Genomic DNA, 24,042 nt, shown 5'->3' with positions numbered 1-24,042 from the left:
CCACCGTGGTGACGGCGCCGGTGCGCGCCCGAGGGACTCGCGGCGCCCCCCTCAGCCCCGGACGGACACTCACCGGCCAGGAATACCCGCCCATGGCCGGTATCCGCTCTCCGGACCTGCCACGGGCGCTCTCGGGCCGCTGTGCGCCGCGGCCGAGCCAGTAGAGTCAGCCCGCATCGGCGGACACCCGCCCGCCGGAGGCAGGGAGCGAAAGCGTGCTGATCCCCCACGACACCCGGATCGCCCTCGACACGGTGATCGAATTGATGAACACCGCACCGGAGAGCGAACCGCCGGGGAGCGGGCAACCCGAGGACGAGCCGGGCGACGGCCTCGCCGACATCGCGGCGCTCTACGACTTCGCGCGGCGCCATCGCATCAGCGGCGTGGGCGAGCTCCACGAGAAGGACCTGCGGGCCGTACGGGACGTACGGGCGCGCTTCGCCGAGATCTTCGCGACGGACGACGCACAGACCGCCGCCTCGCTCGTCAACGCGCTCGTCGCCGCAGCCGGCACCACGCCGCAGCTCAGCAATCACGACGGCTACGACTGGCATGTGCACTACTTCGCCCCGGACGCGTCGATCGCCGACCACCTCGCGGCCGACTGCGGCATGGCACTGGCCTTCATCGTGGTGGCGGGCGAGCAGGAACGGCTGCGACGGTGCGAGGCGCCGGACTGCCGGCACGCCTTCGTCGACCTGTCCCGCAACCGTTCCCGCCGCTACTGCTCCAGCCGCACCTGCGGCAACCGTCTGCATGTGGCCGCGTACCGGGCACGCCGCAAGGAAGCGGCCGGCTGACCGTTCACAGCATGAAGAGATCGTGCACCGCGGCCATCAGCAACAGACTGCCGACCACCGCGAGGAAGATCATCAAAGGGGGCTGGGAAAGCGCGAAGAGGCAGCCGCGCGGCTCTTCGGCAGGGCTTGCGGGGACATCGCCCCGGGAGGTGTCGACCATCGCGAGACGATCATGACTCAGACCGGCCCTCGTTGGCGATCAACACGCCTTTTCGTACCGGGAGTTCACCCACCCCCGGAGCGGCCTGGATTCGCTCTGGCGTCCGACCACCCGCCACACATTCGGTGCCGCGCCCCGAGCGCCCCGCCCCCCAACTCCCCCGAACGGAACCCCAAAGCACCGGCCGACGGCCCGCCCGTCCGGTCAACACCGCCTCGTACGCGGCGAATTCGTGGTGCGACCGCGCATTCCCCAGCGGTCCGCGTTCCGCGATATCAGCCCGGCATCGAGCTGGAGGCCCGCACCACGAGCTCCGGCTGGAGCACCACACTGCGGTGTTCGTGGGTGCCGTCCTCGTCGTCCGACTCCTCCAGCAGGAGCTCCGCGGCCATCCGGCCCATCACGACCGCGGGCTGGCGGACCGAGGTGAGCGGTACGGCGGCGGCGGCGGCGAACTCGATGTCGTCGTAACCGACCATGGAGATGTCCTGCGGCACCCTGACGCCCGCCGCGTACAGCGCCTGGAGCACCCCCAGGGCGAGCAGGTCGTTGGCGCAGAACACCGCGGTCGGCCGCGGCACCAGGCCTAGCAGCCGGGCGCCGGCGTCGCGGCCCGCCGCCACGTCCAGCCGGCCGGAAGGGATCTCGACGAGCGCCTCGGGCGGCAGCCCGGCGTCCGCGAGGGCCGCGAGGGCGCCTTCGCGCCGGTCACGGATCTGATGGAGGTCTCCGGGGCCGCTGACGTACGCCACCGAGCGGTGACCGGCCGAGACCAGATGGCCGACGGCGAGGGCGCCGCCGCGGACGTCGTCGACGGAGACCGCGCAGGTGTCCATGGAGGACGCCACCCGGTCCACCAGCACGTAGGGAATCCCGTGCCGGCCGAACGCCTCCAGGTTCCGGCCGGTCGCGTCGGCCGGGGTGACCAGGACGCCGCAGACCCGCTGTTCGGCGAAGAGCCCGAGGTACTCGGCCTCCTCCGCCGGGCTCTGGTCGCTGTTGCACACCATGACGCCGAGACCGGCCTCCCGGGCGGCGCGCTCGGCACCGCGGGCCACGTCCACGAAGAACGGATTGCCCATGTCGAGGACGAGCAGGGCCATGATCCGGCTGCGGCCCGCCCGGAGCTGGCGCGCCGACTCGCTGCGTACGTAGCCGAGTTCCTCGATGGCGGCGAGCACCCGGGCACGGGTCTGCGGCAGCACGGCCTCGGGCCGGTTGATCACGTTGGACACGGTGCCCACGGAGACGCCGGCCTGCCGGGCCACATCCTTGATCCCTGCCACACGCGCCACTTGTCCTGCCCCACTGATGCCTTCGGCCGCGCCGGACCGCGGCGTGTCCCCATCGTACGGACGGCGCCCGGGCACGGCCCTCCGGGCCGGGGGCGGGGGGCCGGGGTCAGATGCCGTGCTTCTTCAGGATGGCCTCGATGTCGCTGAAGTCCTCGCCCGGCGAGGCTGACTGCTGCCGGGACTTTGTCTTCGGCTGCTGCGCCAGGGTCCCCGGGAGCCCCGCCCCCAGGGACGGGGCCGAGGCCGCGGGGGCGACCGCTTCGCCCTGCGCCGCCCGCGCGGCGGCCCGGCGCTCCTTGCGGGTGCCGCCGCCGCGGCGCTCGACCGCCCGGGTCGTCGTGAACAGCAGCCAGGCCACCGCGAGCAGCCCGAAACCGAGCCAGACGCTCGGCTTGAAGGCGATCCCGGCGACCCAGTCCACGATCCCGGTCAGGACCAGGGCGATCGGGACCAGGGAGTAGGCGGCGATCCGGGTCGCGGCGAGGAAGCGCTTCCGCCAGGCGGTGACGGCGGCGATGCCCAGGCCCGCAGCGGACACCGCGGAGCAGATGGTCTCGGCAAGCATCGGGGCCTCCAGGCGCACGGGGAAACGTCCCTTCCATCCTGCACCGGTGACCGGCCCGGCGGCCACGATCCGGGACCGCATCAGGGACATTTCAGGGCCGGGATCCTCCCCAGGTGCCGATCGGCGGCGCGCCGGGCGTACGGAGCCCCGGCGGGACCGGGTGCCGATTGGGAGGCTCGCGCGAGCCCTGGGAGACTGGCCGCATGAGCGATTCCACCCCTGCGGCCCCCGTCGTCCTCGACGTCTGGTGCGAGCTCCAGTGCCCCGACTGTCACCAGGCCCTCACCGATGTGCACGCCCTGCGGGCCAAGTACGGCGACCGGCTGGAGGTACGGCTGCGGCACTTCCCGCTGGAGAAGCACAAGCACGCCTACGCCGCCGCGCAGGCCGCCGAGGAGGCGACGGCGCAGGGCAAGGACTGGCCCTACATCGAGGCGGTGCTCGCCCGTACCGCCGATCTCTCCCGCACCGGCGAGCCGCTGCTCGTCGAGGTGGCACGGGAACTCGGCCTGGACGCCGAGGAGATGGACACCGCTCTGATCGACGGACGCCACATGCTGATCGTCGACGCCGACCAGGCCGAGGGCAAGGCGATCGGGGTCACCGGCACCCCGACGTATGTGATCGGCGACGAGCGGCTGGACGGCGGCAAGAGCCAGGACGGGCTGCGCGAACGGATCGAGGAGATCGCCGACCGGCTGCTCGCCGAGCGGGACTGAGCGCGCTGAGCGTGCCCGCCCTCAGAGGTTCTTGCCCAGGTTGTACTGAGTCGTCCGGTACCCGAGCGACTCGTACAGCCGCAGGGCGGGCGTATTGGATGTGAACACATGCAGGCCCAGCCTGCCGTCGCCCGCGTCGAGCGCGATGCGTTCCGCCTGGAGCATCAGCGCCCGGCCGTACCCCAGCCCCCGGAACTCCGCGCGCACCTCCACGTCGAACACGTAGCCCACCAGCATCCCCGGATGCATCTCGTGCCGCGCCACCCAGACGTGCCCCACGACTTCGTCCTCGTGCGTGAGGACGTGCAGATGCGTTCCCTCGGTGGCGAGGCCGTGCGGCAGGTTCTGGGCGCGGCCGGTCTCGGCCTTCCTCATGGCCTGGTCCGCGGGGACGCCGCGTTCGATCCAGGTCTGCGCGTAGCCGGTGATCGCGTGGCGCTCCCACTGCGCGAACTCCTCGTCCGTCATCGGCCGGGCGGTGACGGCGCCGGGCAGGACGGGCGGGGTCGGTGCCAGTTCCTTGACCATGTTCCTGCTGCGCTCGGTGTAGCCCAGCGCGGTGGCCAGCCCCTGCCCCGCCGTGTCGTCCGCCGGGACCGACAGCTCCATCCGGGTGCAGCCCCAGCCGCGCAGCACCTCTTCGGCGGCCAGCGCCGCGATGGTGCCGCGGCCTCGCCTGCGGCGGGACTCGTCGATGCGCAGTGAGCGCAGCACGCCCGCCTTCGCGCCGAATCCCGGATCGGTGCCGATCTCGACGGCGCCGACAGGCCGCCCGTTGTCGCACACGTCGTACGCGCGGAACTGCGCACCATCGGCGCCTTGCTGGATCGGCCCGGTCGGCCGGAGGGTGGTGGTCATCGGAGATGTTCTATCCGCTTCGGCCCGGCCCGTCACCCGATTTCCGGTTCGGACGTGGCCCGGTTCTACGGGTCGAGGTCGTTCCCGGCCCGCTCGTCGAAGATCCGCATGGCCTTGACGGTCACCGGTCCGGGGCCGCCCGGCAGCTCCCGGCCGTCCACCCGGTGCACGGCCTGCACATCGCGCAGGGTGGAGGTGAGGAAGATCTCCTCGGCCTGCTCCAGGATGTCGAACGGCAGCTCGGTCTCCTGCGCGCCCGTCCACTCCACGGCCAGCGCGCGGGTGATCCCGGCCAGGCAGCCGGAGGCGACCGGCGGGGTGTGCAGCTGCCCGTCGAGGACGACGAAGACATTGGACCCGGTGCCTTCGCAGAGCTGACCGGCGGTGTTGGCGAAGAGCGCCTCCGTGGCGCCGTGCTCGTGGGCGCGTGCGAGGGCGACGACGTTCTCGGCGTACGACGTGGTCTTGAGGCCGGTGAGCGCACCGCGCTCGTTGCGGGTCCAGGGAACGGTGATCACGGCGGTGGTGTCGGGCCGGCGGGCCGCCTCGCCGAGGGCGACGACGAGGCCGGGGCCGGCGTCTCCTCGGTCGGAGCCGAGCGGGGAGAGCCCGCCGGTGTAGGTGATGCGGAGCCTGCCGAGGGCCATCGGGTTGGCGTCGACGACTTCGGCGCAGGCTCGCCGTACCTCGTCGAGGTCGGGGTCGGGGAGTCCGAGGCCACGGGCCGAGCGGGTCAGCCGGTCGAGGTGGCGGGTGAGGGCGAAGGGCCTGCCGTCGACGGTCTTGACCGTCTCGAATATGCCGTCCCCCACGGTGAGCCCGTGGTCGAGCACGGACACCCTGGCGTCCTCGGCGTCGCGCAGTTCGCCGTTGACCCAAATCCTCATCACGCGGTCCTTCCGGTTGTGTCGTGGGCGCCCGACGCTACAGCGAGCAGCCGGGACGCCTTGAGCTCGGTCTCGTCCCACTCGCGTTCCGGGTCGGAGCCCCAGGTGATGCCGGCCCCGGTGCCGAAGCGGAGGACCGGGGCGGGACCGGTCCGGTCGATCCAGAAGGTGCGTATGCCGACGGCCAGCGAGGCGGTGCGGCGGTCGGCGTCGACCCAGCCGATGCCTCCGCAGTAGGGCCCGCGCGGTGCGGTCTCCAGCTCCTCGATGATCCGCAGGGCGCTGGACTTGGGTGCCCCGGTGACGGAGCCGGGCGGGAACGCGGCGCCGAGGAGCTCGGGCCAGCCGGCGCCCTCTGCGAGCTCCCCGCGCACGGTCGAGACGAGGTGGACCAGGCCGGGATGCTTCTCGACCACGCAGAGGTCGGGAACGGTGACCGATCCGGTGGCGCAGACCCGGCCCAGGTCGTTGCGGACCAGGTCGACGATCATCACGTTCTCGGCGTGGTCCTTCTCCAGCAGATCGTCCTCGGTCCGCCCGGTGCCCTTGATCGGCCCCGACTCGACGGTCCGGCCGTTGCGCTCCAGGAAGAGCTCGGGGGACGCGGTGGCGATCTCCACGCCGTGCGCGGGCAGCCGGATCGTCCCCGCGTACGGGGCGGGATTGCCGCGGGCCAGCAGCGCGGTCAGCGCGTCCACGTCCGCGGCGCCCGGATCGGGCAGCGGCGCGGTCAGCACCCGGCAGAGGTTGGCCTGGTACACCTCGCCCGCCGCGATGTACTCGCGGATCCGCCGCACGCCCGCGATGTACGAGGCGCGGTCCAGGGACGAGGTCCAGTCACCGGTCGCGGGCCCGCGCCAGGCGCCCGGCACGGGGACGGGCACCGCGCGGGTACGTACGGAGCCGAAGCGCGCGCAGACGAGACGGCCCTCGAAATCGGCGGACACGGCCCAGAAGCCGGACGACTGGAGGGCTGCGGGATCACTGGTCACGTCCTGCAGATCGGACGCGAGGAGGCCGCCGAAGCGGGCCATCGGAGCGAGGTCGTGCACGTCGTCGAGTCTAGGACGGCGCGCGATGAGCTGCCCCGGCGCGAGCGCACCTCAGCACGCTGCACAAACGCGTTTTTGTACTGGCCCGGGAATCCGCTAGAGTTCAACACGTCGCCGGGACGCGCAAGCGGACCGGGAAAGACAAGCGGACGTAGCTCAGTTGGTAGAGCGCAACCTTGCCAAGGTTGAGGTCGCCAGTTCGAACCTGGTCGTCCGCTCGCACAAGGTGGGGGATCTTCCTGAACCCCCGCTCGTGGTGGAGTGGCCGAGAGGCGAGGCAACGGCCTGCAAAGCCGTCTACACGGGTTCAAATCCCGTCTCCACCTCCAAGGACGATTAGCTCAGCGGGAGAGCGCTTCCCTGACACGGAAGAGGTCACTGGTTCAATCCCAGTATCGTCCACTGATCCGCAAGGATCCCCGCGCGATTAGCTCAGCGGGAGAGCGCTTCCCTGACACGGAAGAGGTCACTGGTTCAATCCCAGTATCGCGCACGCAGTACACGCAGGTTCACCCTGCGCGATTAGCTCAGCGGGAGAGCGCTTCCCTGACACGGAAGAGGTCACTGGTTCAATCCCAGTATCGCGCACCAGTGAAAGCCCCGGTCGTCTCGACGACCGGGGCTTTCTCGTTTCCGTCGTACGCAGCATGTCGGTGCGGACGCACTGCGGGCCCGGACGGAAGGTGTCCGGGCCCGCGGTCAGGCACTCAGCGGCGGTGCTCCGTTCAGGACGAAAAGAGCATGCGGCCGAAGCTCTTGTGCCGGTAGTGACCGCCGTGGTGCTGGGGGGCGCCCCAGGCGGGCGCCGGGGCGGCCGGGTAGGCCTGCGGGGCCGGCGGTGCGGGCGGGGCCTGCTGCGTCCACTGAGCCTCGACGCGGGTGAGGGACTCCAGCTCGCCGTAGTCGAGGAAGATTCCCCGGCAGCCGCTGCACTGCTCGATCTGTATGCCGTTGCGGTTGTACGTGTGCATCTGTGCGTGGCACTTGGGACACTGCATGGTTGGGCTCACTCCTCGCCTTCGGGTCGCCGTCGCCGGAATTCCTGCCCGTCGACGGTCGGTTCAGCCTACGACGAGTGTTCGGCGCCCAACTCGGGCGGGAGAGATGCGATTCGGGCACAGGTTTCGATCATTGTCCGCTCCACCTCATCCGGAGACCGGCCTTCCTGCGCGGACTTGGCGAATGCCAGTGCGGCGGCCTGCACGGTCAGGGCACGGGCCGGGACATCCAGGTCCGGCCAGGGATCGCCCTCGGCGCGGACGGCGGGGCCGCCCGCTGCCCGGTAGGCGTCCAGGAAGCGGAGCCAGACCTCGGGAGGCAGGATCCCGGCCGCGTACCAGGCGGCGGGGCGGGCGAGGTCCCAGGCGGGATCGCCGAGACCCGCGTCGTCGACGTCGATGAGCAACCAGGGGCCGTGCGGGGACGGGTGGCGGACGAGCTGTCCGAGATGCAGATCGCCGTGGCAGAGGTAGCGCGAGCGGTGCGAAGGCGCGGTGGCCTCGTCGCGGGCCCAGGCCGGCAGGCGGTGCCAGGCTTCGAGTACGGGGGTGGTGGCCGGGTCGCCCGGCCGGGCGGCGCGCATCCGGGCGACGGCGAGCGCGGCCTTCGCGGGGCCCCGCATGGGCGGGAGCGCCAAGGCGGGCGGGGCCGGGGTCCGGTGCAGTCCGGCCAGCAGAACGGCGGCGTCCTCCCAGGGGGCGGCGTCGGGGTCGCCGGGGTCGACGGGCCGGCCGTGGGGCCAGAGCGTGACGGGGCGGTCATGGAGAGTGGCGGACGGTGCACAGGGGCCGGGGATCAGCGGGGCGAGCAGGATGCCGGTGAGGCGCGGGTCGTTCGCGAGGGTGAGGCGGGTGAGCAGGCCGGAGGCGTCCGTGCCTGCGGCGTGGGCCTTGGCGACGACGGCCCCGCTGCGGACCACCGTGCCGTCCTCACGGTCCGCGAGCACCGCAGGGGGCGGGCAGGCGCAGGGGTCCCCGGGGTGTTCGTGGGCGGCCCGATGGGCGAGATCGCCCAGCGCGCGTAGGACTGCGGTGGTCACGGTCTCCCCCGGTGGCGGACTGGTACGGGCGTGGGCCCGGTCCGCACCGGGTCCGCCGATGAGCGTACGCGCGCCGGGAGGAGTCGCGGGCGGGCGGCGACCGCCGCCGCACCGCGAACGCCCCCGGAAAGCGCGATGTCCGGTCAGCTCCCCAGCTGACCGGACAAACGCTGCCGTCCGCCGCACCCCCGTCCCCACGGGGTTGTTGGCCGGATGTCCCGGTCCGGACCGCTCTTCCGGACCCGGGGCGCCGCTCAGCGCCCCAGCATCACGCCCACGGACGACGCCTGTGTGACCACTGCGTCCCAGCCGCCGAAGACGACCACGAGCAGGGCCGCCAGGGGAAGAACCATCGCCGTCGCCACGAGTGGGTGGCGCGTGCCGGAGGACGGGCGGCTGCCGAACGAGGCATGGGCCCTGCGTCCTGCGCGGATCATGGTCCGCGTTGCCGTGTCCGCCATGGTTTCCTCTCCTGACTCGATGTGGGGCGGCGGGCGTGTGACCTCGGGGGACGAGTATTGCGCCCGCCGCTTGGCCTCAACATTAGGGACGTGCGGCGCTGCGGTCGTCATGCCCGCGTACCGATTGCCGGGCCTCCCGGAGGATGAGCCCCGGGCCGTCGTTGTACTCCCCTGGGTGGAGACCGGGTGTGCCCGGCCCTGGGGACATCCCGGAGGGGGCGTCCGCGCGGGCGGCGAACTTCGCGCGGCGCCGGAGCGGTTGGACGCGGGCCCACCGGTACGCACTGCGACGGCCACCGTGACTTCACTCACCCTTGCCCGTCCCGGTTCCCGGAAGCCGGTCCGCCCGCGCCGGAGGGGGCCGCGCGTACCCGTCCGGGCCGAGGCCGGCGCCGTATCGCGGATGTCCGGCACCGCTCCAACCGCCCTTGCCCTCACCCGCCTTGAGGCCCGGGGCGCGTCCGGTACCGGACGCGCCCCGGCTCCATGCCCCGTCAGGGGGCGCGCCGCGCACCGACAATCGATCTACCGGTGAGGGCGCGGCCTCTGAGCGCCCCGGGCGCCGGGTACGTAAGCTGTGCCTCGTCAGGCGGACCAGGCAGCGGGGATGGGCAGACATGGCGATGATGCGGCTCCGGCGCGAGGACCCGCGTGTCGTCGGCTCGTTCAGACTGCACCGGCGGCTCGGCGCGGGCGGCATGGGTGTGGTCTACCTGGGTTCGGACCGGAGGGGCCAGCGGGTGGCGCTGAAGGTGATCCGCCCGGATCTGGCGGAGGACCAGGAGTTCCGCTCCCGCTTCGCGCGCGAGGTGTCCGCCGCACGGCGGATCCGCGGCGGCTGCACGGCGCGCCTGGTGGCCGCCGACCTGGAGGCGGACCGTCCGTGGTTCGCCACGCAGTACGTTCCGGGGCCCTCGCTGCACGACAAGGTGGCCGAGGAGGGCCCGCTGTCGGCGGCCGAGGTGGCCTCGATCGGGGCCGCGCTTTCCGAGGGCCTCGTCGCGGTGCACGAGGCCGGGGTCGTCCACCGCGACCTGAAGCCGTCGAACATCCTCCTCTCCCCCAAGGGTCCCCGGATCATCGACTTCGGGATCGCCTGGGCGACCGGGGCGTCCACCCTCACCCATGTCGGTACGGCGGTGGGCTCGCCGGGGTTCCTCGCACCCGAGCAGGTGCGCGGCGCGGCCGTGACGCCCGCGACCGATGTGTTCTCGCTCGGTGCCACGCTGGCGTACGCGGCCATGGCCGACTCGCCCTTCGGGCACGGCAGTTCCGAGGTGATGCTGTACCGCGTGGTGCACGAGGAGGCTCAGCTGCGCGATGTGCACGACGCACTCGCGCCGCTGGTGAGCGCATGCCTGGCGAAGGACCCCGAGGAGCGGCCGAGCACGCTCCAACTCTCCATGCGGCTCAAGGAGATCGCGGCGCGGGAGGCGCAGGGGCTGCACGAGAGCCGGCCGCCCGTGCAGCGTTCGGCGCAGGAACTGGACCGGCCGACGGGCCGTCTCGACGGCCCGTACACCGAGCAGCAGACCCGGCGTGCGGCTCCGCCCGCGCCCCGTCAGCAGAAGCAGAAGCAACCGCAGGGCGGCCGGCCGGCCTCGTCGTCGCGGGCCGGCTCGCCCCGGACCGGTGGTTCGCGCCCCCGGCAGCATCAGCCGCCGCGCAACACGACCCGGTCCGGGCGGCGCCCGCAGGGTACGAACGGGGCGAACGGCCGGCCGGGAACGCGGCCCGGGGCCCGTCCGACTTCTTCGGGACTGCGTCCCGCCAATCCGCGACTGCTGCGGCAACGGCTCGTCGTCTTCGTCGTGGTGACGCTCCTGGTGGCGCTCGGCATCGCGGCGGCCCAGGGCTGCCAGGGGCCGGCCCGCGGGCTGGGTGCCGATCAGAGCGACGGCCGGACGCAGGGTCAGAGCCAGAGCCAGAGCCGGTAGCCCGCCGGGGTCAGGGCCTGTCCGGCGCCCTGACCCGCCGGACGGGCCGTCGGGCGTTCCCGGGGGCCGGTCCGCGACGGGCGGGTGCGGTCCCCCGCCCGTCACGGCCCCGCACGCCCTTTGTCACGTTCCCCGCCGGGAACGGCCCCTACTACTTGCCCAGGACCGCGGCACCGGCCCGGGCGGACTTCTCGTCCAGGTCACCGGACGGGGCTCCCGCGACACCGATGCCTGCGGTCGGCGCGCCCTTCGCGTCGACCGGCACTCCGCCACCGAGGAAGAGGGTGCCGGGATGTCCTTCAGCGTGGGGGCGTTCTCCAGGCGCTTTACCAGCTCGGAGGTCGGGGCGTTCCAGGAGACGGCGGTGAACGCCTTCTTCTGGGCCGCCTCGTACGCCTGGGGGCCCGCTCCGTCGCCGCGCAGGGTGACGATGGTGTTGCCGTTGCGGTCGACGACGGCGACGGAGGCCCGCTGGTTCTCCTTCGCGGCGGCGTCGAGAACGGCCTGTGCGGCCCGGCCGGCCGCGTCGGCACTCAGGTGCGTGGACCGGGCCAGGTTCTTGCCCGCAGCCGACCGGGGGGCGGTGCTCGGGGACGACCCCGCACTGGCCGAGACCACGGCGAACGTACCGAGAGCGGCGGCGCCGACCAACGTACCGCCGATGACGACGCGCATACGCTTCGTGGTCTTCTTGGCGTGCTTCGTTCCGGTCACTCCTGTGATGGGTGCGGGATGCGGCTCCGTCCGCTCGGGGGATTCCGGCGTTCGGGCCCGCCGGCTGCTGCCGTCCCGTTCTGATCAAGGTTGCGGCCGGACACCCGCCCGGTCCGTCGACGTACCGGCTTCATGTGCCTAGCGGGAAGGCTGACACCGGGGTCATCCGATCGGTTGACCCCGGGCAGCCGGGCGGGAGTCGCGCCGGAGTCAGGCCGCTCCCGGCCGGGTGGCGTAGAAGGCGACGGCCGAGGCGGCTGCCACGTTGAGGGAGTCGACACCGGCGTCCATCGGGATGCGGACGTGCTCGTCGACCGCGGCGAGGGTACCGGGGGCGAGGCCGGCTCCTTCCGTACCGAAGACCAGCGCGAGCTTCTCGTCCTTGCGCGCGGCGAGTTCGTCGAGGGTGATCGCCCGTTCGCTCAGGCAGAGGGCGGCGAGCGCGAACCCAGCGGAACGCAGGACCTCGACGTCCTTCGGCCAGGACTCCAGCCGGGTCCACGGCACCTGGAAGACTCCCCCCATCGAGACCTTCACGGACCTCCGGTAGAAGGGGTCGGCGCAGCGAGGTGTGAGGAGGACCGCGTCGATGCCGAGGGCGGCGGCGTTCCTGAAGGCGGCACCCAGGTTGGCGTGGTCGACGATGTCCTCGAACACGGCGATGCGGCGTGCCCCCGTGACCGCCTCGCCGAAGGTCGTCGCCAGCAGTTCGTCGGCCGTCGGCAGCGGTTTGCGCTGCATCGAGGCGAGCGCGCCCCGGTGCACGTGGTAGCCGGTGACACGCTCGGCGAGTTCGGGGCTCACCGCGTACACCGGGGCCGGGACCTCGTCGATGACGTCCCGCATCAGGTCGACCCACTTCGCCGAGAGCAGCATCGAGCGCATCTCGTACCCGGCGTGCCTGGCACGCCTGATGACCTTCTCGCCCTCGGCGATGAAGAGGCCCTCGGCGGGCTCCCGCCTGCGCCGGAGTTCGACATCGGTGAGTCCGGTGTAATCGCGCAGTCGGGGGTCGTCGGGGTCGTCGACGGTGATGAGATCAGCCACGGGTTCGATACTGCCTTGTCCGGTGTGTGGTGCCAACGGATCGGAAGAAGATCCGTTACCGCTGGTTACTCGGTGCGGGTGCGGGCGGTGTCCGGGCCGGCTACTCGGCGGGGAGCGGCACGATGCCGGTGCCGACCGCGACGACGTCACCGATGACGATGACCGCGGGGGGACGAACGTCCTCGGCGGCGGCCCGTTCGGCGACGGTCGCCAGGGTGGCGTCGACGCGGCGCTGGGACGCCGTGGTGCCCTCCTGGACCAGGGCGACCGGGGTGTCCGGGGACTTGCCGTGGGCGACGAGGGCCTTGGCGATGGCGCCGATCTTGTCGACGGCCATCAGCAGTACGAGGGTGCCGCGCAGCCGGGCGAGCGCCGCCCAGTCGACCAGCGAGCGCTCGTCGTCGGGGGCGACATGGCCGCTGACGACGGTGAACTCATGGGCGACCCCGCGGTGGGTGACGGGGATTCCGGCCGCGCCGGGCACGGAGATCGAGCTGGAGATTCCGGGGACGACGGTGCACGGGATGCCTTCGGCGGCGAGCGCCTGGGCCTCCTCCATGCCCCGGCCGAAGACGAACGGGTCGCCGCCCTTGAGCCGTACGACGGCCTTGCCGGCCTTGGCGTGCTCGATGAGCGCCTGGTTGATCGCCTCCTGCGCCATGAAGCGGCCGTACGGGATCTTCGCCGCGTCGATCACCTCGACGTGCGGCGGCAGTTCGTCGAGCAGGTCGCGCGGGCCGAGCCGGTCGGCGATGACCACGTCGGCCTCGGCGAGGAGGCGCCGGCCGCGCACGGTGATCAGGTCGGGGTCGCCGGGGCCGCCGCCGACCAGGGAGACGCCGGGGGTGGGCCGGGTCCGGTGGTGCGGGGCGGCGAGCGTACCGTCGCGCAGTCCCTCGACGATGGCGTCGCGGACGGCGGCGGAGTGGCGCGGGTCGCGGCCCTGGGCGTCGGTGGACAGGACGGCGACGGTCACGCCCTCGCTGCGGCCGGTGGCCGGGGTCCAGGCGGTCGCCACATCGGCGTTGTCACTCCGTACGCACCAGGTGCGGGTGCGCTCGGCCTCGGCGGACGCGGCGTCGTTCGCGGCGTCGTCGTCGGAGGCGATCAGCGCGTACCAGGTGTCGGCCAGGTCCCCGTCCTCGTACCGGCGGCGCTCCCAGCGGATCTCACCGGCGTCGGCCATCGCCTCGACGGCCGGGGTCGCCGACGGCGACACGAGGGTGATGTCGGCGCCGGCCGCGATGAGCGTGGGGAGGCGGCGCTGCGCGACCTGGCCGCCGCCTACGACGACGACGCGGCGCCCGCTCAGGCGCAGTCCGACGGGGTACGCGGGGTGATCGGCGTGCTCGGCCATGGCGGTGCGGACTCCTCGTGCGGTGCGGGGTGCGGGCCGCTGCGACGGTGGAGCGGCTGTGACGTGCGGTTTCGTGGGGGTGGGTCCACGATACGGGGTCGGGGCCCCTCAGCCCCTCCGGCGATCGAGGATCGGGGGTCCGGGGGCGGAGCCCCCGAACCCCGGGGCCGGTCTACTTCTCCGTGACGCCCGCCGAGTCGAACGTCGCGACCTCGTGCATCGCCCTCGCCGCGCTCTGCACGATCGGCAGTGCCAGCAGCGCTCCGGTCCCCTCGCCGAGGCGGAGGTCGAGGTCGACCAGCGGGCGCAGGCCCAGCTTGTTGAGGGCGGCGACATGGCCGGGCTCGGCGCTGCGGTGGCCCGCGATGCAGGCGGCGAGAGCCTCGGGAGCGATGGCCCGCGCGACCAGGGCCGCGGCACCGGCGCTGACGCCGTCCAGGATGACGGGCGTACGGAGCGAGGCGCCGCCCAGCAGGAAGCCCGCCATCGCGGCGTGCTCCAGGCCGCCGACGGCAGCCAGGACACCGATCGGGTCGGCCGGGTCGGGCTGGTGCAGTTCGAGGGCGCGGCGGACCACGTCCACCTTGCGGGCGTGCATCTCGTCGTTGATGCCGGTACCGCGACCGGTCACCTCGGCCGGGTCCATGCCCGTGTACACGCAGATCAGCGCGGCCGAGGCCGTGGTGTTGGCGATCCCCATCTCACCGGTGAGCAGGCCCTTGTTGCCTGCCGCGACCAGATCGCGGGCGGTCTCGATGCCGACCTCGATCGCCGCGAGCACCTCCTCGCGGGTGAGCGCGGGACCGGTGGTGAAGTCGGCCGTTCCGGCGCGCACCTTGCGGGGCAGGAGGCCGGGCGTCGCGGGCAGCTCCATGGCCACGCCGACGTCGACCACGCACACCTCGGCGCCCACCTGGGCCGCGAACGCGTTGCAGACCGCGCCGCCGCCGAGGAAGTTGGCGACCATCTGGCCGGTGACCTCCTGCGGCCAGGCCGTGACGCCCTGGGCGTGCACCCCGTGGTCGCCGGCGAAGATCGCGACGGCCGCGGGCTCGGGGATCGGCGGCGGGCACAGCCGGGAGAGCCCGGACAGCTGGGCCGAGATGATCTCCAGCATGCCGAGCGCGCCGGCCGGCTTGGTCATCCGCTTCTGGCGTTCCCACGCCTCGCCGAGCGCCTTGGCGTCCAGCGGGCGGATGTTGGAGATGGTCTCCTGCAGGAGGTCGTGCGGCTCCTCGCCGGGCAGGGCGCGGCGGCCGTAGGTCTCCTCGTGGACGACCCAGGACAGCGGGCGGCGCTTGGACCAGCCCGCCTGCATCAGCTCGGGCTCCTCGGGGAACTCGTCGACGTAACCGACGCACAGGTACGCCACGACTTCGAGGTGCTCCGGCAGCCCCAGGGCCCGGACCATCTCGCGCTCGTCGAAGAAGCTGACCCAGCCGACGCCGAGCCCCTCGGCGCGGGCGGCGAGCCACAGGTTCTCGACGGCGAGCGCGGAGGAGTACGGGGCCATCTGCGGCTGGGTGTGCCGGCCGAGGGTGTGGCGGCCCCCGCGGGTGGGGTCGGCGGTGACGACGATGTTCACCGGGGTGTCGAGGATGGCCTCGATCTTCAGTTCCTTGAACTGCTTGGCGCGGCCCTTGGGCAGCGACTTGGCGTACGCGTCGCGCTGACGCTGTGCCAGTTCGTGCATGGAGCGACGGGTCTCCGCCGAGCGGATGACGACGAAGTCCCAGGGCTGCGAGTGGCCGACGCTGGGCGCCGTGTGCGCGGCTTCGAGGACGCGGAGCAGCACCTCGTGCGGGATGGGGTCGCTGCGGAAGCCGTTGCGGATGTCACGGCGCTCACGCATGACGCGGAGCACCGCCTCGCGCTCGGCGTCGTCGTAACCGGGGGCCGGCGGACCGGCGGGAACCTCGGCCTCGTCGGCCTCGGACGGCTCGGTGGCCTCGGGGGTCCCCTGGACCTGAGGGGTCCCGGCTTCAGCGGCTTCCGGCCCAGCAGCAGTGACAGCGGCAGTGGCCTGGACCTCGACCGCCTCGGCGGGCTCCTGGGCAGGAACTTCGACGGGCAGGGCCTCGGCCTGTACGGAATCCACCTGACCGGTGTCCGTGACGGCGGCGTCCTCCACGGAGTCCACGGACTCCACGGTGTCCGTGACGGGCGTGATGTCCGGGGTCTCGATGACCTCCGGGCCCTGCTCGGGCTCCGGCTCGGACACCGTCAGGATTTCGGCCTCGGGGGCGGGCGCGGGTACGACGACGGGTGCTTCGGCGATCGTCACGGGCTCGATCGGCTCGGCGTCCGCAGCGGGCGCGGAAGGCTCGACGGCCGCCTCTGCCACGACGGGCTCCACCGGCGCCACGGGCTCCATGGCGATCGGCACGCGCTCGGCCTCGGCCTCGGCCTCGGGCTCGGGCCCTGCTACGGGCTCCGCCTCGGCGCTCGTCCCGGCCACGGGCGTCGGGGCCAGGTGCGGAGTCGTCGGCAGCGAACCCTCCACGGGCACGAACTGGCCCATGGGGACGGCTTCCGCGATCTCCTGCGGCGCGATCGCCTCGGCGGGGATCCCGCCCGGGACCTCGGCGTGCGCCTCGGCGGGCATCTCGACCGCGGCGGGTACCGGTCCGGCGACGGAAGCGGCCACGGTCTCCGGCGCCACGGCCGGGACGGCCTGAACCGGCTGCGGCGCGGGCGCCTGAACCGGCTCGGCGGCCTGCTCCGCAACGGGCTCGGCGACCGGCGCCGGAACGACCTGCTCCGGAACGACCTGCTCCTGAACGACATCCGCCGGGGCAGCCTGCTCCGGAACGACCGATTCTGCTGCCACGGGCTGAGGGGCCTGGGCCCCCCACGGGCTGCCGCCCTGCGGCAGGATCTCGCCGAGCTGCGGACCCGGCAATGCCGACGCGTCGTCACCCGGCAGCTCGAAGTACTCCGGGCCGGTGGTCGGCGGTCCGGCGTGCCGCGCCGGGGCCTGGGTACGGGCCTGCGCCTGGGGCGCGCCCGCGGGGCCGCGGTCGGCGAGCGAACGGACCACTCCGCCGGTCGGCGTCCCGCCGTAGGACGGCGTGCCGTCGGGCACGGCCGGGCCGCGGTGCAGCGGTCGGCGCACCGGCGTCTGGGGCTGGGCCTGGGCGGCCGGAGCCGGGGCGGGCGACGGCATGCGGACACCCGTCAGGTCGACCGAACCGGAGTCGCGGCCACCGGACTCGTGCGTTCCCTGGCCGTTTCCGGGCAGCGGCTCCGCCACCACCGCCTGCTGGGCGACGTACGCCTCGGCGGCCTGGGCCACAACGGGCTCCTGTACCTGGACGGGCCCCTGGGGCTGCGTCGGCATCTCGCCGGGCGACTGGGCGTAGGGCTGTGCCATCGGCTGGGCCTGGTGGGCACCCTGCGCGGGCAGCGGTGCCTGGGTGACGACGCCCTCGGGGTACTGGCCCGGAGCCGGTACGGCCTGCGGGTCGCTCCAGGCACCCTGCGGGCTCGGCATCAGAAGGATGTCGTCGTCCTCGGAGACATGCTCGGAGGGAGCGAGGTAGGTGTAGGCGTCCGGGGCGGCGACGCCCGGCTGCTCCACCGTGCCTGCGTTCTCCGGCAGTCCCTCGACCGGGATCTGGCCGGTGTCACTCATGCGTACCCCTCGCCCATCGTCAGTGCTCCTTCGGCCCTTCGCCCGGGACGCCCGAACACGGCACGCCGGCGCTCGTCAACAAGAACGAGCGGGCTCGCCGCGCGGCACGAATCGGTCGCGGACATACTTCATTCTCGCGGCCGTTCGCCGCCGCGGCAGCTCATTTCGCCACGGCCCGCTGTGGACTGCGCCACGTCGCGCATCCCCCGGTTCTGCCGTACCACAACGGGGGCCAAAACGGTCCCCCTTTCCGGACATTGACGAACGAAGCGACGAACGTCCGGGCGCGGTGCAACGATCGGCCAGCCTACCTCTCGCTGTACGCCGACCGGGTCACGGGGCGAGGTCGGAACGCAGCGCAGACAGGAGAAACACGACCGAGCGTTCGCGCTCCGACCATGCTGCCGTGTCGAGTTCGACGGACTGGAGGAGCGAGCACCGGACCGTGTATCCGTTTCCGGCCAGGGCGGCGCCGAGCGCCTCGGCCTCGTCCCGCGTCGACGCGTGGGTCACGATGCGTTCCGGCCGCCGTTCGGTGACGGCTGTGACAACCGGGACTCCGCCGCCTCCGATCCGTACGACATCGGGTTCCGGCAGCCGTTCCAGCACATGGGGGGCCCAGCCCTCGACGACCTGGATCTGCACGCCGAACGCCCTTGCCGCCGCCGAGGTCCGGGCGCAGGCGGCCGGGTCGCTGTCGACCGCCAGGACCGCCGCGCCGAAGCGGGCGGCCTCCACGGCCAGGGCCCCGCTGCCGGAGCCGATGTCCCAGAGGAGGTCGCCGGTCCGGGGGCCGAGGTGGGCCAGCTGGGCGGCGCGCAGCCCCGGGGAATCACCCTCACCGCTCTCCGTGCCGCGCCCACCGGCGTCCCCCGCGTACGCCTCGGTGGGCAGTGCCCAGCCGCGTACGTCATGGGGGTGGGCGGGGAGGCCGTCGATCCAGGCTCCGGCGGCCCGCGGTTCGGGGCCGCCGCCGATGACGACGACCACGTTGGGGTCGCGCCAGACGTGGTCGGCGGCCTTGTCGGAGGTGACGACGGTGACCTGTTCGCGGCTGGTGCCGAGTTCCTCGCAGATGACGAAGGTGCGGTGGACGCCTTCGAGGAGCAGGGCGAGTTCGGCGGGGCCGGCGCCGGGTGAGGTGAGGACGGCGACCTTGTGGTGGGCGCGGCAGACGTTCACGGCGCGGCGCAGGGTGCGGGGATGGGCGACGACCGTCCGGGCGTCCTCCCACGGCATTCCCGCGCGGGCGAAGGCGGCGGCGACCGAGGAGACGGCCGGGACCACCTCGACCTCAAGTCCGTGTTCGGGTGCGCGGAGGTTTCGCACGACGCCGAAGAAGCCCGGGTCCCCGTCGGCGAGGACCACGGCGCTGCCGCGGTGGCCGGCGATCCGGCGGGCGGCCAGGTCGATGGAGCCCAGGCGGATGCGTTCGGCGTTCGCCGGGACTTCGGGAAGTGCGAGGTGGTGGGCGGCTCCGGCGACGAGCGTGGCGGCCGAGAGGGCGGCCGTGGCCGCTTTGGTCAGTGGCGAGCCGTCCCAGCCGATCACGGTGACCCGATCGGCCATCTGTCGTCAGTCTCCTGGAGTCGTCGCAGGTGGGGGTGGGCAGGGTGAGAGTACCCGGTCCGTACCGGCGTGGTGTCGGGGCCCCTTCGCGGGGTCAGTTCCAGTCGTTGTAGGCGCCGTAGCCGCCCGCGTCGGCGAGCTGTTCGGCGACGCCTTCCAGATCCTCGGGCAGCAGGCCCCAGACGATCAGGTCGGTCCTGATGTCGGTCCAGCCGCCGTCCGTGCCGTTGTCGGTCCGGGTGCGGGCTATCCGGGCGTTGCGCAGGACGCCCTCGCTGATGCAGCCGAGCTTCTGGGCGACCTGCTGGGAGGCGGTGTTGTCGGCGGCGGTGCGCAGTTCGATGCGCTCGAAGCCCTGGTCGCGGAAGAGCCACTGGGCCAGTGCCAGTACGGATTCGGTGGCGTATCCCTCGCCGCGGGCCCAGGGGGCGGTGATGTAGGCGGCCTCGGTGGCGCGGGTGCGCCAGTCGGTGTTGCGGAGACGGACCGAGCCGACCAGCCGCTGGGTGAGGAATTCGGTGACGGCGAGGACGATGCCGTCACCGGTGGTGCGCTGGGCGGGTGCGATCCTGCGGATCCAGCGTTCGGCGTCGACCTGGGTGTAGGGGTGCGGGGCTTCGGTCCAGGCGACGACGAGTTCGTCGTTCATCATCTCGATGTACGCGGGGGCGTCCACCATGTCGAAGGGGCGCAGCACCAACCGATCCGTGCTGATGGAGATGTCCGGAAAGGTGGAAGTCATGCGCAGCTCCATACCGAAGACCGTTAAAGGCACAGCATGCAGCATCGGGCCCGTGCCGCGCATGGGCGGGTCCGCACGGCGGAGCCCCGCACCCCCTTGGCGGGTGCGGGGCTCTTCGGACGGATGCCGTGCGGGTGTCAGGACTTGGCGGCGGTACCGAAGGCCGGGATGACGGATCCCTGGTAGGTGTCCTCGATGAACTTCTTGACCTCGTCGGAGTGCAGGAGCTCGACGAGCTTCTGGACGCGGGGGTCCTTCTCGTTGCCCTTCTTCACGGCGATGATGTTGGCGTACGGGTTGCCGTCGGCCTTTTCGAGCACGAGCGCGTCCTTGGCGGGCTTCAGATCGGCCTCGATCGCGTAGTTGCCGTTGATGACGGCGGCGTCGACGTCGTTCAGGGCGCGGGGCACGGTGGCGGCCTCGAGCTCCTTGAACTCCAGGCCCTTCTTGTCGGTGATGTCGCTCAGCTTGGCGCTGGTACCGACGCCGTCCTTGAGGGTGATGAGGCCGTTCTCGGCGAGGAGCTGGAGGGCGCGGCCCTCGTTGGTGGTGTCGTTGGGGACGGCGACGGTCTGGCCGGCCTTGAGGCCCTTGAGGTCCTTGACCTTCTTGGAGTAGAGGCCGAGCGGCTCCAGGTGGACGGTGCCGACGGAGACCAGGTGGGTGTTCTTCTTCTTGTTGAAGTCGTCCAGGTACGGCTGGTGCTGGAAGAAGTTGGCGTCGACCTGGCCGGTCTCGGTGGCGGTGTTCGGCAGGACGTAGTCCGTGAACTCCTTCACCTCCAGCTTGAGGCCCGCCTTCTCGGCCAGGTTCTTCTTGACGAAGTCCAGGATGTCGGCGTGCGGCGTCGGGGACGCGGCGACGACGAGCGCCTTGGAGGTGTCGGCCTTGGCACCGGTCTCGCCCTCGGCGCCCGGGTCGGACGAGGTGCCGCAGGCGGTGAGGCCGAGGGCGATGGCGGCGGTTGCGGCGGCAGCAGCGGTGATCTTGATGTTCTTACGCACGAAAAGTGCCTCTTTCCGGTGGTGATGGTGGTGCGCCCGGACAAGGAGTTCGGGCTTGTGAGCGCGGTGGAGGTCTCAGGTGGTGGCGCGGCCCCGGCGGGCCAGCAGGCGTACGGCCAGGTCGCCGATCAGCTGGATCACGGTCACGATGACGATCAGCACCGCGACGGTGATGAGCATGAACTGGTTGTCGAAGCGCTGGAATCCGTAGGTGACGGCCTTGGAGCCGAGCCCTTCGCCGCCGACCGCGCCGGCCATCGCGGAGTAGCCGATGAGCACGATGACGGTGGTGGTGACGCCGGAGATGAGCGAGGGCAGAGCCTGCGGCAGGAGGACCTTGCGGACGATCGTCGGGATGGATCCGCCCATCGACTGGACGGCCTCGACGAGCCCGTGGTCGACCTCGCGGACGGCGGTCTCGACGAGCCTGGCGAAGAACGGGATGGCGCCGACGGAGAGCGGCACGATCATCGCGGACGGGCCGATGAAGGTGCCCACGACCCAGGTGGTGAAGGGGATCAGGGCGATCAGCAGGATGATGAACGGCAGCGAGCGGCCGATGTTCACGATCACGCCGATGACCTTGTTCACCGGGGTGTTCTGGAGCAGTCCGCCCTTGTCGGTGAGGACCAGCAGGACGCCGAGCGGCAGTCCCACGAGCACGGTGACGACCGTGGACCAGAGCACCATGTAGAGGGTGTCGATGGTCCCCTGGGTGAGCAGCGGCTGCATTTCGGACCAGGTCACTTCGCCACCTCCTTGGTGAGCGGGGCGGGGGTCTGTACGGGGATGACGGGGCCGTCGTGCTCCACGACCTCGGCCTGGAGGCCCTGCTCGCGCAGGAAGCCGATCGGGACGACGTTCTCCTCGAAGCGGCCGGGCAGCTCGATGCGCATCCGGCCGATCTGCTTGCCGCCGACGGTGTCCATCGCGGCGCCCAGGATCGAGATGTCGATGTTGTACGTACGGGAGAGCTGGGAGATCACCGGCCGGCCGGCGGCGTCGCCGTGGAAGGTGACGTCGACGACCGTGCAGTCGGGGCCGGAGGCCGTACCGCCGACGGGGAACAGCTCGTGGGCCAGTTCGGAGCCGGGGGTGGCGAGCAGTTCGCCGACGGTGCCTGACTCGACGATGCGTCCCTTCTGCATCAGCGCGGCTGAGTCGCAGACCGTCTTGACGACGTCCATCTCGTGCGTGATGAGCAGGACGGTCAGGCCGAGCTGCTGGTTGAGGTCGCGCAGCAGCTGGAGGATGGAGCGGGTGGTCTCGGGGTCGAGGGCCGAGGTGGCCTCGTCGGAGAGCAGGACCTTGGGGTCGCCGGCGAGGGCGCGGGCGATGCCGACGCGCTGCTTCTGGCCGCCGGAGAGCTGGCCGGGGTACGCCTTGGCCTTGTCGGCGAGGCCGACCAGGTCGAGGAGTTCGAGGGCCTTGCGGGAGCGGTCCCGGCCCGGGACGCCGAGGATCTCCAGCGGGAGTTCGACATTGTCCCGGACGGTGCGGGAGGACAGCAGGTTGAAGTGCTGGAAGACCATGCCGATGCGGCTGCGTGCCTCGCGCAGTTCCTTGCCGGCCCGGTGGCCGCGTCCGGCGAGTGCGGTGAGGTCCTGGCCGGCCACGGTCACGGTGCCGGAGGTGGGGCGCTCCAGGAGGTTGACGCAGCGGATCAGGGAGGATTTGCCGGCGCCGCTCTGTCCGATGACGCCGTACACCTCGCCCTCGCGGACGTGCAGGTCGACGCCGTCCAGTGCGGTGACCTCGCGGCCGCGCGACTGGTAGACCTTCGTGAGGCCCGAAGTGGTGATCACAGGGTTTCCGTCACTGTCGAGTGCGCGGCGCGATGTCCGCCGGGCACGGGGCATTCGTCTGATGAGACTGGTTGGACGTTTCGATCGGACGTTCCAAGCTGGGGTCTCGGCACGGCTCAGGGCGGCGGCGGGTGGCCGGGCAGCGGTGCTGGGGCAGGCTCGATCCGCTGGATGCGGACGGCTCGGGCTCGGTCTCGCTTCGGGGCGCGAGGATCGGGCGGGGGCCCTCAGAAGGTGCGCATTCGACACATACAACGAGCACCGGGCGTCGTGATCGCCTCGGTCGCAAGGATGCGGCTGCTCGTCGTGGTCATGGGCCAAGTAAAACAGACGTAACGCTCCACTTGACCAGCCTGTCCGAATAGCGGACAGACGTGGACGGGGTGATGAGACGGCCCGGCCGCTTGCCGTGATTCCCGCTCGCCCGGCTGTGACCTGCTCCGATACGGCGGAGAGGCCACGCAGAGGCCGGCGACGACGGCAGCCGCGACCGGCCCGGAACGCTCACTGGCTGTGGCAAAGGCCACGGCCCGCGTTCCCTGGGCGCGGGGCCGCACGCAGGGGGCCGATTGGTCCGTAATACCCTCACCACATGCTTGACGCCCTGACGGTCGCGGTCGCCGTGACCGCGCTCGCCCTCACCGCCTGGTGCGGATTCGCCGCCTACCGGGACCAGCCGACCAAGGACTGGCACTTCATCGGGATGGCTGTGGTCTCGCTGCTGGCGCTGGCCCAGCTGGTGGTGGGCATCGTGCAGCTGTCCCGGGGCGAACGGCCCGAGCAGGGCATGACGATCTTCATCGCGTATCTGATCGGGGCCTTCCTCGCGGTGCCCGCGGCCGGTTTCCTCTCGCTGACCGAGCGGACCCGGTGGGGTTCGGTGACGGTGGCGGCGGGCGCGGTCGTGCTGGCCGTCCTCGAAGTACGGCTCTACGACATCTGGGGAAACTGACCGTGACCGACACCGATCGCACCCCTGCGGCGGCCACCGGCGAGAAGCAGCCCTTCGACCTCGGGACGGGTCCCGGACGGGTACTGGTCTGGTTCTACGGGGTGTTCACCGTCGCGGCCGCCTCCCGCTCGATCGTCCAGATGGTCCTGGACTTCGGCAAGGCACCGCTCGCCTACGTGCTGTCGGCCGCTGCGGCGCTGGTGTACGGGTTCATCACGTACTCGCTGGTGCGCGGGGGCGAGAAGGCGCGCAGGACGGCGCTGGTGTGCTGCGCCGCGGAGCTGCTGGGCGTGCTGGTCGTCGGGACCTGGACGATGGTGGAGCCCTCGGCGTTCGCGGACGCCACCGTCTGGTCCGACTTCGGCATGGGTTACCTGTTCATCCCGGTGATCCTGCCGATCACCGGGATGATGTGGCTGCGCCGGGCCAGGCAGGCGTAGACG

Annotated in this window: 22 protein-coding genes, 5 tRNA genes and 1 pseudogene; 10 read left to right on the top strand and 18 right to left on the bottom strand. The window is 72.2% G+C overall.

The window, feature by feature from the left end; genetic code table 11:
• The first annotated feature begins 215 nt into the window (after positions 1-215).
• Entirely contained in the window at positions 216-803 is a 588-nt protein-coding gene (locus tag ACIRJP_RS13090; RefSeq protein WP_382925730.1) for a CGNR zinc finger domain-containing protein, read from the top strand.
• Positions 804-807: 4 nt separating this feature from the next.
• On the opposite strand, the gene ACIRJP_RS13085 is transcribed toward ACIRJP_RS13090, so the two are convergent.
• From ACIRJP_RS13085 to ACIRJP_RS13075, 3 genes are all read right to left on the bottom strand, one after another.
• A complete protein-coding gene (locus ACIRJP_RS13085; protein WP_266735940.1) occupies positions 808-963 on the bottom strand; it encodes a hypothetical protein in 156 nt (51 codons plus the stop codon).
• 275 nt (positions 964-1,238) lie between these two features.
• Positions 1,239-2,258, bottom strand: coding sequence for a LacI family DNA-binding transcriptional regulator (locus tag ACIRJP_RS13080; RefSeq protein WP_404172094.1), 1,020 nt, complete (start codon positions 2,256-2,258; stop codon positions 1,239-1,241).
• Positions 2,259-2,364: 106 nt separating this feature from the next.
• Entirely contained in the window at positions 2,365-2,823 is a 459-nt protein-coding gene (locus tag ACIRJP_RS13075) for a hypothetical protein (RefSeq protein ID WP_404172304.1), read from the bottom strand.
• Positions 2,824-3,026: 203 nt separating this feature from the next.
• Here ACIRJP_RS13075 and ACIRJP_RS13070 point away from each other — a divergent pair, with 203 nt between their 5' ends.
• The gene (locus ACIRJP_RS13070) at positions 3,027-3,542 is read left to right on the top strand and encodes a DsbA family protein (RefSeq protein WP_404172091.1); all 516 of its coding nucleotides are present in this window, start codon (positions 3,027-3,029) and stop codon (positions 3,540-3,542) included.
• Between the two features lie 21 nt (positions 3,543-3,563).
• On the opposite strand, the gene ACIRJP_RS13065 is transcribed toward ACIRJP_RS13070, so the two are convergent.
• The 3 genes from ACIRJP_RS13065 to ACIRJP_RS13055 form a co-directional block, all read right to left on the bottom strand.
• On the bottom strand, positions 3,564-4,400 hold the full coding sequence (locus ACIRJP_RS13065) for a GNAT family N-acetyltransferase (protein ID WP_404172089.1): 837 nt from the start codon (positions 4,398-4,400) through the stop codon (positions 3,564-3,566).
• A 65-nt stretch (positions 4,401-4,465) separates the two neighbouring features.
• Positions 4,466-5,287, bottom strand: a complete 822-nt coding sequence (locus tag ACIRJP_RS13060) for an aminotransferase class IV (protein WP_404172086.1) — start codon at positions 5,285-5,287, stop codon at positions 4,466-4,468.
• Positions 5,287-6,321 (bottom strand): chorismate-binding protein, encoded by a 1,035-nt coding sequence (locus ACIRJP_RS13055; protein ID WP_404172301.1) that lies wholly within the window; start codon positions 6,319-6,321, stop codon positions 5,287-5,289. Before ACIRJP_RS13055 ends, ACIRJP_RS13060 begins: the two co-directional genes overlap by 1 nt.
• A gap of 163 nt (positions 6,322-6,484) precedes the next feature.
• On the opposite strand from ACIRJP_RS13055, the gene ACIRJP_RS13050 reads away from it, so the two are divergent.
• The 5 genes from ACIRJP_RS13050 (at position 6,485) to ACIRJP_RS13030 (ending at position 6,930) form a co-directional block, all read left to right on the top strand.
• A tRNA-Gly gene (locus tag ACIRJP_RS13050) sits at positions 6,485-6,557 on the top strand.
• A gap of 37 nt (positions 6,558-6,594) precedes the next feature.
• A tRNA-Cys gene (locus ACIRJP_RS13045) sits at positions 6,595-6,668 on the top strand.
• A 1-nt stretch (position 6,669) separates the two neighbouring features.
• Positions 6,670-6,741 (top strand) — tRNA-Val (locus tag ACIRJP_RS13040).
• A 19-nt stretch (positions 6,742-6,760) separates the two neighbouring features.
• Positions 6,761-6,832: transfer RNA gene (locus tag ACIRJP_RS13035), tRNA-Val, on the top strand.
• A gap of 23 nt (positions 6,833-6,855) precedes the next feature.
• Positions 6,856-6,930: transfer RNA gene (locus ACIRJP_RS13030), tRNA-Val, on the top strand.
• A 134-nt stretch (positions 6,931-7,064) separates the two neighbouring features.
• Here ACIRJP_RS13030 and ACIRJP_RS13025 read toward each other — a convergent pair.
• The 3 genes from ACIRJP_RS13025 to ACIRJP_RS13015 form a co-directional block, all read right to left on the bottom strand.
• Positions 7,065-7,337: a zf-TFIIB domain-containing protein gene (locus ACIRJP_RS13025; RefSeq protein ID WP_404172083.1), complete on the bottom strand. Its 273-nt coding sequence runs from the start codon at positions 7,335-7,337 to the stop codon at positions 7,065-7,067.
• Between the two features lie 68 nt (positions 7,338-7,405).
• A complete protein-coding gene (locus ACIRJP_RS13020; protein WP_404172081.1) occupies positions 7,406-8,377 on the bottom strand; it encodes a phosphotransferase family protein in 972 nt (323 codons plus the stop codon).
• 254 nt (positions 8,378-8,631) lie between these two features.
• Entirely contained in the window at positions 8,632-8,838 is a 207-nt protein-coding gene (locus ACIRJP_RS13015; RefSeq protein ID WP_266735954.1) for a hypothetical protein, read from the bottom strand.
• 617 nt (positions 8,839-9,455) lie between these two features.
• Between ACIRJP_RS13015 and ACIRJP_RS13010 the strand changes: the two genes are divergently transcribed.
• Complete coding sequence (locus ACIRJP_RS13010) at positions 9,456-10,775, top strand: serine/threonine-protein kinase (RefSeq protein WP_404172078.1); 1,320 nt, start codon at positions 9,456-9,458, stop codon at positions 10,773-10,775.
• A gap of 151 nt (positions 10,776-10,926) precedes the next feature.
• Here the strand turns inward: ACIRJP_RS13010 and ACIRJP_RS13005 are convergent.
• From ACIRJP_RS13005 to ACIRJP_RS12965, 9 genes and pseudogenes are all read right to left on the bottom strand, one after another.
• Positions 10,927-11,312, bottom strand: a pseudogene (locus tag ACIRJP_RS13005) (heme-binding protein).
• Between the two features lie 387 nt (positions 11,313-11,699).
• Positions 11,700-12,536 (bottom strand): TrmH family RNA methyltransferase, encoded by an 837-nt coding sequence (locus ACIRJP_RS13000; RefSeq protein ID WP_404172075.1) that lies wholly within the window; start codon positions 12,534-12,536, stop codon positions 11,700-11,702.
• 100 nt (positions 12,537-12,636) lie between these two features.
• On the bottom strand, positions 12,637-13,893 hold the full coding sequence (cobA, locus tag ACIRJP_RS12995; RefSeq protein WP_388667996.1) for a uroporphyrinogen-III C-methyltransferase: 1,257 nt from the start codon (positions 13,891-13,893) through the stop codon (positions 12,637-12,639).
• A gap of 172 nt (positions 13,894-14,065) precedes the next feature.
• Positions 14,066-17,527 (bottom strand): nicotinate-nucleotide--dimethylbenzimidazole phosphoribosyltransferase, encoded by a 3,462-nt coding sequence (gene cobT, locus ACIRJP_RS12990; protein ID WP_404172072.1) that lies wholly within the window; start codon positions 17,525-17,527, stop codon positions 14,066-14,068.
• A 333-nt stretch (positions 17,528-17,860) separates the two neighbouring features.
• Positions 17,861-19,096, bottom strand: a complete 1,236-nt coding sequence (gene cbiE, locus ACIRJP_RS12985) for a precorrin-6y C5,15-methyltransferase (decarboxylating) subunit CbiE (protein WP_404172069.1) — start codon at positions 19,094-19,096, stop codon at positions 17,861-17,863.
• A gap of 94 nt (positions 19,097-19,190) precedes the next feature.
• Positions 19,191-19,838: a GNAT family N-acetyltransferase gene (locus ACIRJP_RS12980; protein WP_404172066.1), complete on the bottom strand. Its 648-nt coding sequence runs from the start codon at positions 19,836-19,838 to the stop codon at positions 19,191-19,193.
• Between the two features lie 137 nt (positions 19,839-19,975).
• Complete coding sequence (locus tag ACIRJP_RS12975) at positions 19,976-20,842, bottom strand: MetQ/NlpA family ABC transporter substrate-binding protein (protein ID WP_404172063.1); 867 nt, start codon at positions 20,840-20,842, stop codon at positions 19,976-19,978.
• A 75-nt stretch (positions 20,843-20,917) separates the two neighbouring features.
• Positions 20,918-21,589, bottom strand: coding sequence for a methionine ABC transporter permease (locus ACIRJP_RS12970; RefSeq protein WP_266735965.1), 672 nt, complete (start codon positions 21,587-21,589; stop codon positions 20,918-20,920).
• Positions 21,586-22,647 carry an ATP-binding cassette domain-containing protein gene (locus ACIRJP_RS12965; RefSeq protein ID WP_358946668.1) on the bottom strand — a complete coding sequence of 354 codons (1,062 nt, stop codon included), beginning with the start codon at positions 22,645-22,647 and terminating at the stop codon, positions 21,586-21,588. Before ACIRJP_RS12965 ends, ACIRJP_RS12970 begins: the two co-directional genes overlap by 4 nt.
• 592 nt (positions 22,648-23,239) lie before the next feature.
• Here ACIRJP_RS12965 and ACIRJP_RS12960 point away from each other — a divergent pair.
• Together ACIRJP_RS12960 and ACIRJP_RS12955 are read left to right on the top strand one after the other, a co-directional pair.
• Positions 23,240-23,599 (top strand): hypothetical protein, encoded by a 360-nt coding sequence (locus tag ACIRJP_RS12960; RefSeq protein ID WP_351252416.1) that lies wholly within the window; start codon positions 23,240-23,242, stop codon positions 23,597-23,599.
• A gap of 2 nt (positions 23,600-23,601) precedes the next feature.
• Positions 23,602-24,039 (top strand): hypothetical protein, encoded by a 438-nt coding sequence (locus ACIRJP_RS12955; RefSeq protein ID WP_404172058.1) that lies wholly within the window; start codon positions 23,602-23,604, stop codon positions 24,037-24,039.
• Positions 24,040-24,042 lie beyond the last annotated feature (3 nt).

The sequence above is a fragment of the Streptomyces sp. NPDC102437 genome (assembly GCF_044765565.1).
GTDB lineage: Bacteria > Actinomycetota > Actinomycetes > Streptomycetales > Streptomycetaceae > Streptomyces.
The sequence above is the reverse complement of the archived record's forward strand: the minus strand, read 5'-3'. Positions and strand labels throughout refer to the sequence as shown.